The organism is Microcoleus sp. Pol12B3, from assembly GCF_036701355.1.
In the GTDB taxonomy this organism is placed as follows: Bacteria; Cyanobacteriota; Cyanobacteriia; order Cyanobacteriales; family Microcoleaceae; genus Microcoleus.
In genome coordinates, this window is record NZ_JAUBQS010000096.1 from 1 (window position 1) to 15,379 (window position 15,379).

Sequence of the window (15,379 nt, forward strand, 5' to 3'; positions counted from 1 at the left end):
CATATATTTGGCTGCCCAATTGATTTTTTATGCCTCAGTTTCTAACTGAGCCAGCTTTTCTTAGTCTAAACTCCAGATATAAGCATATTGTATTTTGTTTCAAAAGCAAAAGCTGTAACAACTCAAGCCGCAGGGCGTTCCTACCCACAAGTTAGTCTCGCCACAGTCACCCGTGCCGATCGCACTCACCAGATTTTCCCCTAAGCCACTATACCGATTCTCAAATAAGAGAAGTACGCCCCGATCGCATTCCAATTCCCAGGCGTACCTCATTAATTACTGAAAAGTGCTATATAATAATCAGTCCTTACATCGAATCTGCTGACTTTAGGTTGCTCCACCTTGCTATCTGAGGCATTTGTAATATCACATTTCCCGGAGTCAATTTTGTCTGTATCCTGCTTTAATTCCGATACAACTGCGCCGCGAGCGCGCCAAGCTTCCGCATTCTCAGGCTTAATGGCGATCGCTCGATCGTTAGCTGCCATTACTTATTCATACTAACCCAATATAAAATCAACGCTCACTTCTAAATCTGGAAAAGCCAGCGGCGCAACTTGTTGACCGCGCCAAAACTTGAGCATTAAACTATAACCGTTCGGGCCTGGCTGACGGTAGACTTCCAAACAATTTTCAACTAAATCTACCAGCCAAACTTCCTGAATGAGCGATCGAGCGTAAATGGATACTTTCACATCTCTGTCATAATCAACCGTACTATCTGAAACCTCCACTAGCAGCAAAACTTCTGACGGTACTGGATGGGCTGTGGCGTAGTAGTCAGCGCGAGGTTGCAGCAATACAACATCCGGTTGAGGTTCAGTGCGCTCCGTCAACTGGATAGGGTCTTGGGCACCTAGAATCGCACGTCTTCTCTCCAAATCCGAGAACACAGCGATCAGACGCTTAACAGAACTTGCGTGACGAGTACCAATTGCAGCCATTTTAACAATCTCTCCTTCTATCAGTTCTACCCGATCGCCCTCCGAGAGAATACCAACCTCAGTCATCAAATGATATTCTTTTACTGTAAATAACCGTTTTTGAAGCTGAACAGACATATAACTATTCTCCTTGTTTGCAGCTTACCTAAATTTACCATAAAAAAAACCGCCCCAAACAGAGCGGCCAAAAGAGAAAAAAATTAGATAACAAACCGTAGACAAAAAGCATTTTAATGCCCGCTATCAAGTCTGTTTAAATACTCCTCAATAACTGTAGTGATGGTTCATCGCCAACTATTAATACAGTGAAATTGGATTGTTTTTGCCAAAGATGCTCTCGATATACAGGCAACATATTCTCATCCCTTACTAACTTAAAAGTAAGGTGCGCTTGCCGATTACCTGACACCTATGAATTTTGAACAACGGAATTCGGCTTAACTTCAGTCTCTTTTTCCCCCGATTCATTTCCGTGTGTATCCTGTTTTAATTCCGATATAATTGCGCCTCGATCGCGCCAAGCTTCGGCATGATCTGGCTTGATGGCAATAGCTCGATCGTAAGCTGCCATTGCTTCCTCATACCGCTTTAATTCAGACAAGACTATCCCCACATGACGCCAAGCATCGTAGGAGTCTGGCTTAATAGCAATTGCTTTCTCATAAGCTGCGATCGCTTCTTCATTGCGCTGCAATTTTGCTAAAGATTCCCCTTTGGCAAACCAAGCTTCGTAACACTCCGAATTAAGGGTAATTGCTGATTCGTAAGAGGCAATTGCTGCTTCGTGCTGCGACAGTTTGTCGAAAGCTGCACCTCGGTTGTGCCACACTTCAAAATCCTCTGGTTTAAGGGCGATTGCTTTGTCGTAGGATTCGATCGATTCTTGATATCGCTGCATTTTTCCGAGCACAGCGGCTCTATTGTACCAAACTTCGTATTTGTCTGGCCGGATGCAGATCGCCCGATCGTAAGAATCAATAGCATCGCTGTAGCGGAGGAGTCTCCACAGCATATTGCCTCGATTGTACCAAGTTTCGTATCTGTTGGGATTGAAAGCCAGAGCGCGATCGTAAGAATCAACTGCTGCTGCGTACTGCTGTACTTTGGCCAGCATCGCACCTCGGTTGTGCCAAATTTCGCTGTCGGTTGCTTTGATAGCGAGGGCGCGATCGTAACTGGCGATCGCTTCTTCGTAATGCTGCAATTGACCCAACAAAGCCGCTATACTGTGCCAACAACCGTATTTTCGAGATTCGCTCGAACTTGCTCGCTCGTAACAGGCGATCGCCTCTTCGTACTTCTGCAATTTGGCCAGCAAACTCGCTTTATTATACCAGGCTTCGTAGTTATCCGGTTTAATTAATATTGCTTGGTCGTAACAGGCGAGTGATTCTTCCAGGCGCTGCAATTTTATTAATACATTTCCGCGCCAATACCAAGCCTCATCCAAATTATTATTAGCTAAAATAGCTTTTTCCAAGCATACTAATGCCTCATCATAATTGCCTTGAAAATAAAGCCCTTCGGCTTGCTTTATGTAATCGTCAGCAATCAAATTTTCGTTGCTCGCAGGTGCAGTTTGCGAATTTTGGGAAGTGTTTAAGGCCGGTTGAGGTGCGATTTTGAGAGCTTCTTTGGCAACAACTGCGGGAACTTGGGAAATTTCTTGAACAATTTGAGATTTTTTATCGTCAACTTCTTTCAGCAAAACTTGCAGGTGCATGATAAATTGAGATTTTAGAGTCTCAATTTGCTCGACGGAAGATTTGGAAAGTTCAGTTTCTCTAGTTAAAAAATCAAGGGATTGTTTAGCTGCACCCATTTGCGCTTCTAATTCATCCCTCAACTTTTGATTCAGTTGGCTAGAATTTATGAGTTCAGATTCCAATACACCAATGCCCTGCAATCGTTTATTGGCATCAGCAACCAACTGTTTGATTATCAGCCGTCGCATCATCCAAAAAAATGCAATTGTCACCGGTGGAAATACCGTACCAAGAATTAGCAAAATATTGAGCAGAGTTATGGTACTATTAAAACCATATCCAGATTCAGCACTGCCACTAGACGGGGAGATAAAAGCGACAACATCGCGAACTTGAGGATTGCTTTCAACCCCGGTTTCTATTAATTTAGCTAGCCAGGTTTCTTGTAAAGATTTTGTTAGTTCATCGCCGGATGCAGCAGGAGTATTCGCCTTGGTTTTTGCACTAGCAGATACATCGGGTTGAGCGGCGGCTACCAGCAAACCTGTCGGCGATTTTACAGCAATTCGCGGGGAAAATTGTTCGTGAGCGATCGTCTCAGGCTCGCTAATTGACTCAGCCCGACGGGATAGGGTAGTATTTGGGAAAAATTGTTCGTGGGCGATCGTCTCAGGCTCGCTAATTGACTCAGCCCGACGGGATAGGGTAGTATTTGGGAAAAATTGTTCGTGGGCGATCGTCTCAGGCTCACTAATTGACTCAGCCGGACGCGATTCAGTATTATTTACCGCATCAACAAAGTTGCTAGCCTGCGGTGTCTCAGGAGAAATAGGATGTGCAGCAGGATTGGCGCTAGTATTAGCAGTTAAATTGTGGGATGCGAGGGCAGCCAGAGTCAAGAGAGCTAGATTAGAGACGCGCATAAACGTCAACTCATTTAGGAGAAATTAGTGCTTGGTTGTCAGCGATCGGGCGATCGACCTCATCGTCTCAGCAGTTAGAATAGCTGACATGAGGAATGCTGACTTACTATCTCCAAAATACGCGCGGAGTCTGACTTTTCAGGAAAACTGCCAGTAATTGTGGCTGTCGAACTTTGATCGAAGAATATATTCTCGCGCCTCATGGGGTTGGATAACTCTCGGAATCATCATTAGGCTGGTAGGGGTGGCTTCACCAATCTGCACAATTAGCCAACTATCCGGGTGAACCCGCCCCAACCGACCGGTTTTTAACTCTAAACCCTAGCTAAAATCGCTTCCTGCTGATGTTCAACCGCCACTTCTTCTAAATCAGCGCCGAAAATTTCACAGCTATTATTCGGACTTTCAATCAGCTTAATCTTGTGCAACTCTGCGCCCAATTCCCGAACGGGCGATCGCAATAATTGCCCGATCCGAACAGCAATATTCTCCGCAGTCGGCACAACGTTCTCAAAATAAGCAATATCCTTATTTAAAAAAGTGTGATCGAAAGGTTCAACAACATAATCGTCAACCGCTTTTTGCAAAGCTCCCAAATCAGCAATCATCCCAGTCCGCGCATCAATTTCCCCTTTAACAGTCACCTCTAAATGATAATTGTGACCGTGACCGTTGGGACGAGCACATTTGCCGTAAATTTCCGAGTTTTCTTCAAAGCTCAAATCGGGACGAGCCAACCGATGGGCGGCGCTAAAATGAGTGGACAAAGTTAGATAAGCTTCCATTCCGTTTCCTAAATATTCAGCCCAAAGTTCGGGATGTTCAAACAATTGAATTTTACTCACAGGCAAATGAGGAGCTAGCCGCAACCAAATTTGCCGTGCTATGTTTTCGGTAGTTGGCAGAGTCTGCTCAAATTCCGGCCACGCTTCGTTAAGGTAGGAAAAATCGAGATCCTTGATAACTTCCCGCTTGATGACGTGCTTGACATCAGACAGGTTGAGCACCATGCCGTACTCGTCGAGTTCGCCTATCATGGAAACGTAAAGGACGTAATTGTGTCCGTGTCCCGGTGCGCGGGCAGTTGGACCAAACCGCTCAAAGTTCTCGGCTTCGCTTAACTCCGGCAGCCAGTACCGGTGACTCGCCGAAAACTGTGCCCGACGATTGATGATGCACTGCATAAAAGTCAAGTAGGGTAAGCTTGTTAAGTTCTGTAAAGGACTTACTTCTTAAGGATAAACTAATTTTTGCGGGAATTTTTCGATTATTGGAGGGTGCTGTAAATGAATTTCTACCAATTTTCCAAATATTGGCCACAAGTTGCTCGATCGCGCCGGGCCCTTTTTAGGCCACCACAAAGATATCCGGCAGAAAATACCGCTACAAAACAGTTTCTCGCCATCAGTTGCTAACCCATCAGTTACGAGTCTTTCAGAGAGTGGGTGAAGCTGAGCTATTCCCAAGGGAATCGACTTTTTTGCCACACAGGACACTCCACAGTTCGAGTTTTTCCCCTAAGCTCTGCAATAGTTAGCCGTTGGCAGTTCAGTTGCGCTCAAAACTAATCACCAATTACCCATTACCCAATATTAATGAATTCGATTACTGCACGAGCCGATCGCTTTTTTGACCATTTATCGGGTGCGATGACAACCCCGCTATTCTATATCGGGGACACTCATCTGTCCATCAGTGCGATCGTCAAACTGATAATCTTAGCTATATTTGCCTTGATTATAGCTAAGATTATCAGTGAAGGAATCAAGCGCAGCGTGCTAGTTCGGATGAGATTGGATCGCGGCAGTCGAGAAGCAATTTCTACGATCATTAGCTATATTTTAGCCACTATTGGCTGTATATTCGTCCTGCAAGCTTCCGGCATCAACCTTACTTCTCTCACCGTCTTAGCTGGGGTGGTCGGCATTGGTTTCGGCTTCGGCTTGCAAAATCTCGCTAGTAACTTTATCAGCGGACTCACCCTGCTATTCGAACACCAAATTAGAGTCGGAGACTTTATTGAAATCGACAAGTTATTAGGAACAGTAGAAACAATTTCGATTCGCTCTACAATTATTAAAACAATTGACGGTCTATTTGTAATCATACCAAATATTAAGTTTGTCGAAACTAACATTATTAACTGGAGTTACAGAGACCCCAGATGTCGCCTCCACATCCCCGTCGGTGTTGCTTACGGCTCTGACCCAGTAATAGTTACGGAAGCGCTGTTAATTGCGGCGCGGATGGAATCGAATGTCTTGTCCCATCCTTCTCCTAAAGTATGGTTTCACGGTTTTGGAGATAACGCTTTAAATTTTGAACTTTTAGTTTGGATTGACCAGCCACAGGAAAGCGATGCGATTAAAAGTGCGGTAAATTTTTTAATAGATTACGAATTGCGCCACCGAAATATCGAAATTCCATTTCCCCAGCGGGATTTGTGGCTGCGAAACCCGCAAGAGTTAACTAAACTTTTTTACCCTAACAAAGACGATAATTCCAACGGCAAACTTTTTCCGCAGAATGCTAAACCTTCAGCCGACATCAAATCTAATCCGCCCGTTTCTGAACATAAAAATCCAGCGCCTAAATCCCCTAATAATTGGACGCTGCGAGATTTGTTGAGGCGAGTAACTTATTTTGAACAGTGTACGGATTTAGAACTGCGGCAGTTAATTGAATACGGCTACCGACAACTGTTTCCAGCGGGACAGGTGGTATGTAAGGAAAATGACCCTGGCGATTCTTTTTATATTATTCTTTCAGGTACTGTAGAAGTTCTTTCTCAAAAAGCCGGTCAGTATATTGCTACCCTTCACGAGGGCGAGTTTTTTGGGGAAATATCTTTGCTGTTGGGTACTCCGAGAACGGCAACTGTTAAAACTAGCGAAGATGCAATTTTGTTTGTGGTGGAACGTCACGATTTACAAAAACTTTTAAGAGAACAACCCAATTTAGCCGATCAGATTGCTCAAAAATTGTCGCAACGCCAGCAAGCTTTGAGAGATTTGGGATTGTTAGATGGCGACTCTCTGGAACAAACTCCTTTTATAAAAATTCGCAAGCGAATTCAAGTCCTTTTTGGAATTTGAAAGAATGAAGAAGGACGTTCGGCAACGAGCACTGTACAAGATGTAACGGATGTCATGAAGAAGGAAGATGGAAGAGGGAAGAGGGAACAATCTGCTTTTTTAACTTTTAATTTTTAATTCATCCTGCGCTTCCCGCCGCAGTCTAGCGGCAATTCTAAACAGTTCTTGACCAGTGTGCAAGTGGCGATCGTCATAATTGAGGGTAAATAGCTGCAATTCTTCTATTCCGTCTCCGACTTGATTGATACAGTAGTAGAGATGGGCCGCAACTCCGGCTACATTAGATGGATTGGGCATTGATGTAAGAAAGTTATGAGCTTTTTTGAGAAACTCGCGGCTGGTTTCGATATAAAGTTGAAACTTTTCTATCAGTTCGTCATCAAACGGATCTGCGGACAATTCGTCTATTTCTTTTTTAAGTGGCTTCAAGATGCTGTTGAGCATTCTATTGACTGGTTTGTATACTTTAATCAGCCACTGTTCCATTTGTTCATCGGCCTCCCTCGCTGTTTGTTTTTGCTGGCGGCTGACGTTTGGTGCGCTGGGTGATTCCTGTTCACTTTGCTGGGAAAGTTGGCGATCGTAAGATTGTCTGTGCTGAGCGTCTCCTAATATTTCATAGGCTGCATTGAGGCGGACAATTTCTTCGTGACCCGCTGTGTCGCTGCGGCTGTCTGGATGAAATAATTTGACTAAACGGCGGTATGCTTGTTTAATCTCGGCTTGTGTTGCGGTTGGGCTAATCTTTAGGGTTTTGTAGTGATTGGTAACGGAAGACACGCTCTTATTTCCTTGAAATCTGGATTATTGGCAAAAAAGTGCTTGACAAAAATATCATTATTTGCTAATTTGTTAGGTATTTATTTGATATAAATGTCAAAAAGTGTAAGTAAAAAACGTCTGTTTTCAAATTATCATAAATCTATTTTAGAAAAACATTGATGCTTTTGAAGTGGCAAGCCGTTGCACATTGAGGACTTCTATAGCGCTGCTCCTGCCAACAGTTAGCTCCTTCTTTTCTGTTGTCTTCCTTCGTCCCCACAAGAGCGCTCAGCGCCCGCTTAGCTAACACGCCGAAAGCGGTTCAAAAAAAAGCACATTCACAAATTCGGCATCATTCGCGATCGAGGAAGCTAGAATCTACCGCCATTCTTGAATCTAAAAAGCCAAGCAGGGCGTACACTGTACGCCCTGCTCCATGTTGCTGCAACTTAGCTGGAGGCTGACCTAGTTGAGGGCCATCGCCAGATTGAGTTCTGGATCTTGGAACAAAGGAGTGCTCAGATAGCGTTCGCCGAAGCTAGGCTGAATCATTACAATCAATTTCCCTGCATTTTCGGGACGCTTGCCGACTTTCACCGCCGCACATAGTGCCGCACCGCTGGAAATACCGGACAAAAGTCCTTCTTCTCTGGCCAAGCGACGGCCGTAGGCGATCGCCTCGTCATCCGTAACAATTATAATTTCGTCGATCGAATCCACATTCAGCACCGGCGGCACAAAACCAGCACCGATACCTTGAATTTTGTGAGGCCCTGGCTTTCCGCCCGACAGTACCTGACTGTTGGCCGGCTCAACGGCGATCGCCTTAAACTCGGGTTTCCGCGACTTAATCACCTCTGCGACACCCGTAATCGTACCGCCCGTGCCGACTCCCGAAATCAGGAAATCCACCTCGCCGTCTGTATCTTCCCAAATTTCCTCAGCCGTTGTCGAACGGTGAACCTGCGGGTTCGCTGGATTCCGAAACTGCTGCAACATATACGCATTGGGAGTTTTGTCCACAATCTCTTGAGCGCGGCGGATGCAGCCGCTCATGCCCTCAATTCCGGGAGTCAGTTCTAGTTGGGCGCCGTAAGCTCGCAGCATCGATCTGCGTTCCGTGCTCATCGTATCCGGCATTGTCAAAATCAACTGGTAGCCCTTAGCCGCCGCCACCATTGCCAGAGCAATTCCGGTATTGCCAGAAGTCGGTTCCACTAAAACCGTTTTGCCTGGAGTAATCAGCCCTTGGGCCTCTGCTTGATTGACCATACTGACACCGATGCGGTCTTTCACCGATGCTGCCGGATTCATGCCTTCGAGTTTTACCACAATCCGAGCCAAGCAGCCTTCAGCTTGGGGAATGCGGTTGAGTTGCACCAAGGGCGTCCGCCCTACCAATTCTGTAATGTCGCCAGCAATACGCATAATCTTTGTCAGTTTGTGGTTGAAAGTAAATGTTAATTCCTAGTTGGCAATATTTTAACTAGATGTAATACATGATATCGAGCTGCCGTCTGCCATTGCGCTTTTCGCACAGATCCTGTAGCGTGTATTTTTGCAAAACCGAGTTGGCAATCGATCGAGCTTCTTGCCAAACTTCCCAAATCACCGCACTTTCTACAGTTTGAGCAGGCGAGTCTTTTTCAGAGCGATCGAACTCTGAGCCTTCGAGACAGTTGATAATTTCTAGAAGTGTTATTTTCCAGGGTTCCCTCGCCAAAAGATAACCTCCCTTAGCTCCTCGCTGGCTGCGAATCAGCCCGCAGCGTCTCATCGTAGCCAGCAACTGCTCTAAATATCGATCGGGAATATTTTGCTGAGCCGCTATCTGGCGAATTTGCAGAGGCTCGCCTTCTTCGTAGCAATCGGCAAGCTCCAGCAAAGCTAAGATTGCGTATTCGCTTTTACAGGAGAGTTCTACCATAATTGCTTCCAATACCAGAATTATCAACTCCGAAGTCAGAGGTTAAAATTCTCCTCAATGTTGAGTTCTTAATTCTAACTCCTAACTTTACCTTTTATTATACCCCGGTTTTCCACTGAACTTAATCGACTTTCATTGCTTCATCCTTGGGATGATCGGCACTCGCGCTTCTGTGAAACCCAGTTGCTAGTTTCGACTATCTCCGCTTCTACGACGGCATTACCTCAATAAACTGGGTTTCTGCGTCTATCACTAATAATTTTTAATTTTGAATATATTCTTGGCGCCCCCTTCGTCCCGCAAACAAAAAAGCCCTGCGCTCGGCAGGGCTAAACTTGGCCTTTAGAGTGGCCGCCAGAGAGGGTATAACCTCCCTGCCTCCTCTAACCCGCTCTTAGAACGTAAAAGTAGTTCTCAGAGTACCAATGATGATGTCATCATTACGGTCATCTTGATTAGGATTTGTCACCCAAATCACGCCCGGAGTAACAGAAATGTTGTCCGAGAGCTGAAACTTGTAGAACCCTTCAACGTGATACGAGTCATCGTTGCGGAAGTTCCGCAAACTCCTCGATGCTTCCAGGTCATCCAAGTAAGGCTCACGACCTACCACGAGCCCTAGCAAGTTGCCTTCTTTCCCTAAATCAGGCAAAGCCAAGGTGACAGCGTAGTTCCAGATTTTCGCATCGCCGATGCCGAGAATTCGGGCATTGGTTAAACCTGCCCAGCCACCAAGGATAAATCTCGGGCTCAGTCGCAACGAAGCCTGAGCGCCGTAGGAGTTGGTGACAACTTTGCGAGCCCGGAAGCCGTCAAAGCCCTCGCTCAAACCGTTGAGAGAATTAGCCACGCCGGTACCGGTGAAACCGCCGAGATTGTCGATTCCATTGCCCAAACCGTTGTCAAAGCCGAAGTTACCTCGGTTAAAGTAACCGTGGTTATAGTTGAAAGCAACTTGCAAGTTGCGTCCAGGAGTAAAAGTCAACTGACCCATCGCCGCGTAGTCGCCGTTCAACAACCCAGCACCCTTAACCGGACTGGCTGCATTTGACGCCAAATAACCAAATGACAGAGAAGTTGGGCCGAACACGCCGCCAAGTAAGCCCCTGCCGCCAAAGGCATAGTCAAAGCCAATACCTGCGCCACCGCCCAAGCGGTAGATGGGGTTGCGCTGTCCAAAGGCGCTCAGCGCTCCGTTGCCGCCGTCAAAGTCTTCAAAGTAAGGGTTGACAGTCGGCATAATGTCGTCCCAAACGCCAGCGTTGGCTATCAGGCTAACGTTGAGTCGCTGACCGACGGGGAACTTGTATAGCAAGGTGTCGAGGGCCACAACGTTATCGGTTCTGCCGACTACGTTCCAAGTTTGAGTGCCTTCGCTTGTAGCACCAAGGTTGAAGTTGCGACCGTTGCCGACTTGAAGCCTGGTCAGCAGTAAGTCCCTGCCGGTGAAGCTAGTATTTAAATTCAGGCGCACCCGTTGTTGGAAGACAGCTTCATTGTTGTCGCTGCCTAATCTTCTTTCGTCTCTGCCAAACAAGCCAACGTTGCCACCAAAGTCATCGCTGAGAGCGAAAATTGCTTCCCCAGTCAGCTTAGTAGTGGTGGAGAATTGGTTGGCTTCGAGTTCGGATGTCCGAGCTTCGAGAGCATCGACGCGACCGCGCAGGGTTGCCAGTTCCGCTGCAAATTCTTCTTGGAGCCGTTGGAGGGCTGCCAAGTCATCTCTCGTAGCGAAGTTGCCAGTGCCACCTCTAATTAGCTCGCTCACCTTGTCTAAGCAAGCATTTAAACCGGCTGCGAATTCGTAGCGAGTCATTGCGCGGTTCCCGCGGAAGGTGCCGTCGGGATAACCGGCAATACAGCCGTAGCGCTCGACTAGGGATTGCAGTGCTTGGAATGCCCAGTCTGTGGGCCGCACGTCGGAAAGTTGAGATACTGAGGTAACTTGACCTTCAGTTTCGCCACCGGCAGCACCTTCGGTGCTGTACTGGTTGAGCTGTTCTAATGTGGTGGCTGGGTTTTGCTCTTGTGGTGCGGCAGTTTGGGCTACAGATTCAGCCGGTTTTGGCAAACTTTGTTCTGCCGACTCTGCCACTGCCGGGGCTGGAGTTTCTAATTGAACTGCACCGATTTGCTCTGGGAGAGCGGTAGCTGCCGGGGCGGGAGTTTCTAGTTGGGCTGCCGGGGCAGAATTTTCTACTGGTTGAGCGACTGTTGTCTCAACTGCGGCTAAAGCTTCACTTGTAGGTTGTGATGCCGCTTGGGGATTTGCCTCAGCAGGGGCTGTGTTGGCTCCGACGATCGCACTTTCAGGTGCAGCCGTGGCCACATCTGCCATCGCTGCCTTGGTTTCGTTGCCAGCGACTTGGGAAATTTCTTCTACTGGCTCGGAGGCTGCAGTTGTTTCGGAAACAGCAGCTAAAGCATTTAGTTTCGCTTCGGAGGTTTCAGCGGTTTCAGCTTTAGCGACAGCGGGATTGAGCGCATCAGCAGCCTGCTGAGCGTCTGCTGCCATCGCGCTCGAAGAAACTACTAGGGTAGCTCCTAAGACTGCTGGGCTGATTAGTAAGTAACTCCACAAAAATTTCGACATATTCACTCTCATCCTCACACCGATTACAGAGAAACTTTTCTAGTCTTCTATGTGGTCAGTCGTTGCTCAACTAGCATACTCTAAAAAGAGACCTAAAATTCACTTTTTCTTTTGATTCTTTCGGGCTGACCGAGTATATAGATGTGACTGACGGCTGCAGCGAGCCTGTTTTTTCACCTGTTCTCAACTGCGTCAAAACCAGACCATGCTTGGGCTGTCGATTGATTTTACCGATCCCACTTTATAGCGCCCGATCGCCTATTTACTTTTTAGCACAGCGCGCCCGACTCGTCTAGGCTGATTCGACTTTAACCTCCAAGCTGTGACCGAGGACGGTAAAGACTTGGCGATGGTCGAACAATTCTAACAAATCGGCGTTGATTTTGTTGTGAGCTGCTTCTTGCCACAAAATTTTCATCGCTACGTCTGTTCGCAGAGCTCGTTTGTACGGGCGATCGCCTGCTGTCAGGGCGTCGTAAATATCGGCGATCGTCATCAATTGCGCTTGAATTGGAATTTCTGACTTGTTTAGGCCTCGCGGATAGCCTGTGCCGTCGAGTTTTTCGTGATGTCCGTAGGCAATGTCTGGAACATTTTTTAAATCTTTTGTCCAAGGAATTTGTTTCAGAAACTCGTAAGTGTGAGTTACGTGAAATTCTATTGCCGATCGTTCTTCCGGCGTCAGGTTGCCCCTCGACACCATCAATTGCACGATCTCGTCTGGGTTCAGCAGGGGTTTCTTTGCCCCATCTATATCTCTGTAAGTTTGTCGAGAAATCTCTCGCAGTTGAGCTAGGGGTTCTGCTGCCAAAATGTGAGGCTCGTTTGCCTCTAGCAGCACTTCCCAGTATTCTGCTAATCTGGCTTTCGCCTCTGCTAGCTTAGTGTCTAGCTGTTCAATTTCCTGGCATTGAGGGCACTCTGGCTCCTGGAGGGGGTGTTTTCGGTAGGCTGAATGCTCCAGCAAGTATTTATATTTAGACTGGACGCATTCCATTTCCATCGTCCGCTGAGCTAAGCCAAAGCGGTGGCGAATAATTTCTAGCTGTGCGGGGTAGAGCTTTTTCTGTTTGGTCAAAACTGCTTCGGAGACTCCGATTTTGCCAAAATCGTGCAGCAGGGCGGCGTAGCGAATTTCTTGAATTTGGCGGCTGTTAAAGTAAATAGAGCGCAGTCGTCCGCTGCTGACGGTGTTTACTTCTTCTGAAAGGCGTACTGTGAGGGCTGCTACTCGTTCTGAATGACCGTAGGTACAGGGATCTCTGGCTTCTATGACTTGCACCGAGGCTTTCACGAAGCCCTCGAACAAATTTTCTATGCTATCTTGGAGCTGATTGCGCTCGATCGAGATTGCTGCTTGAGAAGCGAGCGATCGAACTATCCTTTCTTCCCACTCGGAATACTGCTGAGTCGATTCCCAGGCATTGTCTGCTGTCAGCACCGTATCTGCCTTTGTTTTGCGGTTGATCAGTTGCAGTACGCCTATTGTCTCGCCCTGTCGGTTTTGCATCGGCAGTACCATTACCGAACAAGTGCGGTAATTAATATCCCTGTCAAAACTGGTATCTAGCCGATAGGGTACGCCCGGGGGTAAGTCGTAGGCATCAGACAGGTTCAAACTTTGACCTGTAATTGCCACGTATCCTGTCAAACTTTTGTCGGTCAGTGGCAGAGCGAACTCTTTAAACGACAGGCTCGGTTTAGAAGCATTTTGGGCTACCTTGAACAGCAGCTTAGATGTTTCGTCACTGTGATCTACTAAGTAAACGCTACCAGCATCGCTGTAGGTAATTTCCCTACTTTTGGATAAAATTAAGTTTAACAACTCGCCCAAGTCTTGGGCGCTTGACAAAGCTGCGCCAATATCTAAAAGCTTTTCTATCAGATCGGTTTTTTCTGCGGCAGACTCGTTCTTGAACTCTGGCTTTTCAAATACGATCATGTTCGGATGATGGGGAATAGCCTTTTATACATTGAACGTTTGGCCTCTCGACTTTTTCACACCCGATTTTAACCCCTAGTCGATTTTTTATTTGCGAGCTTTCCGCGATCGGGGACTGTCGCTAGATGCAGTGGCTCTTGTTAGGCCAACGGACACTCTTTTAATCTAGCGTAGAAATCTCTTGGGCTAGCGCAAAGTCTTTCTCAGTTAAGCCTCCGGCATCGTGGGTTGTCAAGTTAACTGTAACTTTGTTGTAGGAGATTTCTATGTCGGGGTGATGTCCTGCGGTTTCTGAGGGGGCGACCAACTTATTTACAAAGGCGATCGCTTCGATAAAATTTTTAAATAAACGGGTACACCGCAGTTTGTCACCTTCAACCGTCCAGCCTGACAATTGATTGGCACGCTCTTGAATTTCAGTATTGTTAATTAGCTCAGCCATAAATTTTTTCTTTGGGATTAGCAATGGCAAATTAACTGCCAACGTGTAGAAACCCTGACCAAAAACTATCCGCTCTCACCAATAGCGTTGACTCTCAAGTTTTAATACTCAAGATTTAACACTATTTGAGGTGAGAGCGGTCTAGCGGGTCTTCAGATTAGAACCTGACTGCCGGGAGAATCCCTAGCTCAGCCTGGTTCCCCGTGGAAGTCGTTTCCCGTTGGAAACGACGGCTGACTGCTAGTGAGCGGCCCCGGCGCACAGCCGGTAGTTTCCAATCTGATGACCCATGCGTTTACTACTTTCTATCATGGGCATCACCTCCAGGTTTAGCTAAATGGCTTAATATTGGAACGCACATCACCTAAATACAAGATTTAAGGTGATGATTTGTGCGCTAGCCATTGCCAGCGTTACCAGAAGAACTTGCGTTCTGAGTATCATTCTAGTATTCACAATTATTAGAATAACACAAGGAATTAGAAGTGGGGGGAGGCAAATTGAGATTTTTGTAAGATGAGGGCAAATTACTGCTGCTGCAAGGTCTTCGATCGATCTCTACAGCAATCGGGCGATCGCAGTTTCCGCCATTTGTTTATATTTTCTTCAGAATCCGGGCTGTGCGGTTATCAGGTGCATGACAACTCTGGCGGCGGAGAAAGACCGATCGATTTCTTGCCAGATAGGAGACTTCACCACATATAAAGACACAAGTTGTTCTAGTCGCAGGTAGAGTTGGTTTTTGTACACAATCAACTTTTTTTAGGGTGCTAATTCGATCGAATCCTGCAAACAAAAAGCTCCCGCCACCAGGCAGGAGCTTTTTAAGTATTAAGGGTAAAGCCTAAACTGCTTTATCTTACCCTTTTTAAATGTGGGAAATTTTGATATTTCGCGCTGATTACAGAGCGTTACCGCGAGGCAGAACTTCTTCAGGGAAGATGAAGTTTTCGTGGGGTTGGTCCGTAGGAGCCATCCAAGCACGAATGCCTTCGTTAAGCAGAATGTTCTTAGTGTAGAACGTTTCAAACTCAGGATCTTCAGC

At 46.6% G+C, this 15,379-nt stretch carries 14 protein-coding genes and 1 pseudogene; 3 read left to right on the forward strand and 12 right to left on the reverse strand.

Annotation, left to right across the window (positions count from 1 at the left end):
- Positions 1-99: 99 nt before the first annotated feature.
- The 4 genes from QUA53_RS27185 to QUA53_RS27200 all read right to left on the reverse strand — a co-directional run bounded on the left by QUA53_RS27185 (position 100) and on the right by QUA53_RS27200 (position 3,573).
- Positions 100-273 carry a hypothetical protein gene (locus tag QUA53_RS27185; RefSeq protein ID WP_333100884.1) on the reverse strand — a complete coding sequence of 58 codons (174 nt, stop codon included), beginning with the start codon at positions 271-273 and terminating at the stop codon, positions 100-102.
- Positions 273-488 (reverse strand): hypothetical protein, encoded by a 216-nt coding sequence (locus QUA53_RS27190; protein ID WP_333100883.1) that lies wholly within the window; start codon positions 486-488, stop codon positions 273-275. Before QUA53_RS27190 ends, QUA53_RS27185 begins: the two co-directional genes overlap by 1 nt.
- Before the next feature lie 12 nt (positions 489-500).
- On the reverse strand, positions 501-1,061 hold the full coding sequence (locus tag QUA53_RS27195; protein ID WP_333100882.1) for a Uma2 family endonuclease: 561 nt from the start codon (positions 1,059-1,061) through the stop codon (positions 501-503).
- A gap of 292 nt (positions 1,062-1,353) precedes the next feature.
- Positions 1,354-3,573: a tetratricopeptide repeat protein gene (locus QUA53_RS27200; RefSeq protein ID WP_333249231.1), complete on the reverse strand. Its 2,220-nt coding sequence runs from the start codon at positions 3,571-3,573 to the stop codon at positions 1,354-1,356.
- A gap of 31 nt (positions 3,574-3,604) precedes the next feature.
- On the opposite strand from QUA53_RS27200, the gene QUA53_RS27205 reads away from it, so the two are divergent.
- Positions 3,605-3,730, forward strand: coding sequence for a hypothetical protein (locus QUA53_RS27205; RefSeq protein WP_333067264.1), 126 nt, complete (start codon positions 3,605-3,607; stop codon positions 3,728-3,730).
- Between the two features lie 157 nt (positions 3,731-3,887).
- On the opposite strand, the gene QUA53_RS27210 is transcribed toward QUA53_RS27205, so the two are convergent.
- On the reverse strand, positions 3,888-4,757 hold the full coding sequence (locus QUA53_RS27210) for a 6-carboxytetrahydropterin synthase (protein WP_333100879.1): 870 nt from the start codon (positions 4,755-4,757) through the stop codon (positions 3,888-3,890).
- Between the two features lie 411 nt (positions 4,758-5,168).
- Here QUA53_RS27210 and QUA53_RS27215 point away from each other — a divergent pair, with 411 nt between their 5' ends.
- Complete coding sequence (locus tag QUA53_RS27215; RefSeq protein WP_333100876.1) at positions 5,169-6,668, forward strand: cyclic nucleotide-binding domain-containing protein; 1,500 nt, start codon at positions 5,169-5,171, stop codon at positions 6,666-6,668.
- A 99-nt stretch (positions 6,669-6,767) separates the two neighbouring features.
- On the opposite strand, the gene QUA53_RS27220 is transcribed toward QUA53_RS27215, so the two are convergent.
- From QUA53_RS27220 to QUA53_RS27245, 6 genes are all read right to left on the reverse strand, one after another.
- The gene (locus QUA53_RS27220; protein ID WP_333100875.1) at positions 6,768-7,448 is read right to left on the reverse strand and encodes a J domain-containing protein; all 681 of its coding nucleotides are present in this window, start codon (positions 7,446-7,448) and stop codon (positions 6,768-6,770) included.
- 447 nt (positions 7,449-7,895) lie between these two features.
- Positions 7,896-8,858 carry a cysteine synthase A gene (gene cysK, locus QUA53_RS27225; RefSeq protein ID WP_333100873.1) on the reverse strand — a complete coding sequence of 321 codons (963 nt, stop codon included), beginning with the start codon at positions 8,856-8,858 and terminating at the stop codon, positions 7,896-7,898.
- A gap of 58 nt (positions 8,859-8,916) precedes the next feature.
- Complete coding sequence (locus QUA53_RS27230; protein WP_333067256.1) at positions 8,917-9,357, reverse strand: Rrf2 family transcriptional regulator; 441 nt, start codon at positions 9,355-9,357, stop codon at positions 8,917-8,919.
- A gap of 394 nt (positions 9,358-9,751) precedes the next feature.
- Entirely contained in the window at positions 9,752-11,950 is a 2,199-nt protein-coding gene (locus QUA53_RS27235) for an iron uptake porin (protein WP_333100872.1), read from the reverse strand.
- 292 nt (positions 11,951-12,242) lie between these two features.
- Positions 12,243-13,892, reverse strand: coding sequence for an HD domain-containing phosphohydrolase (locus QUA53_RS27240; protein WP_333100871.1), 1,650 nt, complete (start codon positions 13,890-13,892; stop codon positions 12,243-12,245).
- A 160-nt stretch (positions 13,893-14,052) separates the two neighbouring features.
- A complete protein-coding gene (locus tag QUA53_RS27245) occupies positions 14,053-14,334 on the reverse strand; it encodes a 4a-hydroxytetrahydrobiopterin dehydratase (RefSeq protein ID WP_333100870.1) in 282 nt (93 codons plus the stop codon).
- Between the two features lie 516 nt (positions 14,335-14,850).
- Here QUA53_RS27245 and QUA53_RS27250 point away from each other — a divergent pair.
- Positions 14,851-15,039, forward strand: a complete 189-nt coding sequence (locus QUA53_RS27250; RefSeq protein ID WP_333100869.1) for a hypothetical protein — start codon at positions 14,851-14,853, stop codon at positions 15,037-15,039.
- Positions 15,040-15,235: 196 nt separating this feature from the next.
- Here QUA53_RS27250 and QUA53_RS27255 read toward each other — a convergent pair.
- A pseudogene (locus QUA53_RS27255) lies at positions 15,236-15,379 on the reverse strand (photosystem II D2 protein (photosystem q(a) protein)); the annotation flags it as partial.

Excerpts from the sequence above, each read along its gene's own strand:
- QUA53_RS27235 (WP_333100872.1), bottom strand. The coding sequence starts at position 11,950 with ATGTCGAAATTTTTGTGGAGTTACTTACTAATCAGCCCAGCAGTCTTA.
- cysK (WP_333100873.1), bottom strand. The coding sequence starts at position 8,858 with ATGCGTATTGCTGGCGACATTACAGAATTGGTAGGGCGGACGCCCTTG.
- QUA53_RS27215 (WP_333100876.1), top strand. The coding sequence starts at position 5,169 with ATGAATTCGATTACTGCACGAGCCGATCGCTTTTTTGACCATTTATCG.
- QUA53_RS27230 (WP_333067256.1), bottom strand. The coding sequence starts at position 9,357 with ATGGTAGAACTCTCCTGTAAAAGCGAATACGCAATCTTAGCTTTGCTG.
- QUA53_RS27250 (WP_333100869.1), top strand. The coding sequence starts at position 14,851 with ATGAGGGCAAATTACTGCTGCTGCAAGGTCTTCGATCGATCTCTACAG.
- QUA53_RS27245 (WP_333100870.1), bottom strand. The coding sequence starts at position 14,334 with ATGGCTGAGCTAATTAACAATACTGAAATTCAAGAGCGTGCCAATCAA.
- QUA53_RS27210 (WP_333100879.1), bottom strand. The coding sequence starts at position 4,757 with ATGCAGTGCATCATCAATCGTCGGGCACAGTTTTCGGCGAGTCACCGG.
- QUA53_RS27195 (WP_333100882.1), bottom strand. The coding sequence starts at position 1,061 with ATGTCTGTTCAGCTTCAAAAACGGTTATTTACAGTAAAAGAATATCAT.
- QUA53_RS27200 (WP_333249231.1), bottom strand. The coding sequence starts at position 3,573 with ATGCGCGTCTCTAATCTAGCTCTCTTGACTCTGGCTGCCCTCGCATCC.
- QUA53_RS27190 (WP_333100883.1), bottom strand. The coding sequence starts at position 488 with ATGGCAGCTAACGATCGAGCGATCGCCATTAAGCCTGAGAATGCGGAA.
- QUA53_RS27240 (WP_333100871.1), bottom strand. The coding sequence starts at position 13,892 with ATGATCGTATTTGAAAAGCCAGAGTTCAAGAACGAGTCTGCCGCAGAA.
- QUA53_RS27185 (WP_333100884.1), bottom strand. The coding sequence starts at position 273 with ATGAGGTACGCCTGGGAATTGGAATGCGATCGGGGCGTACTTCTCTTA.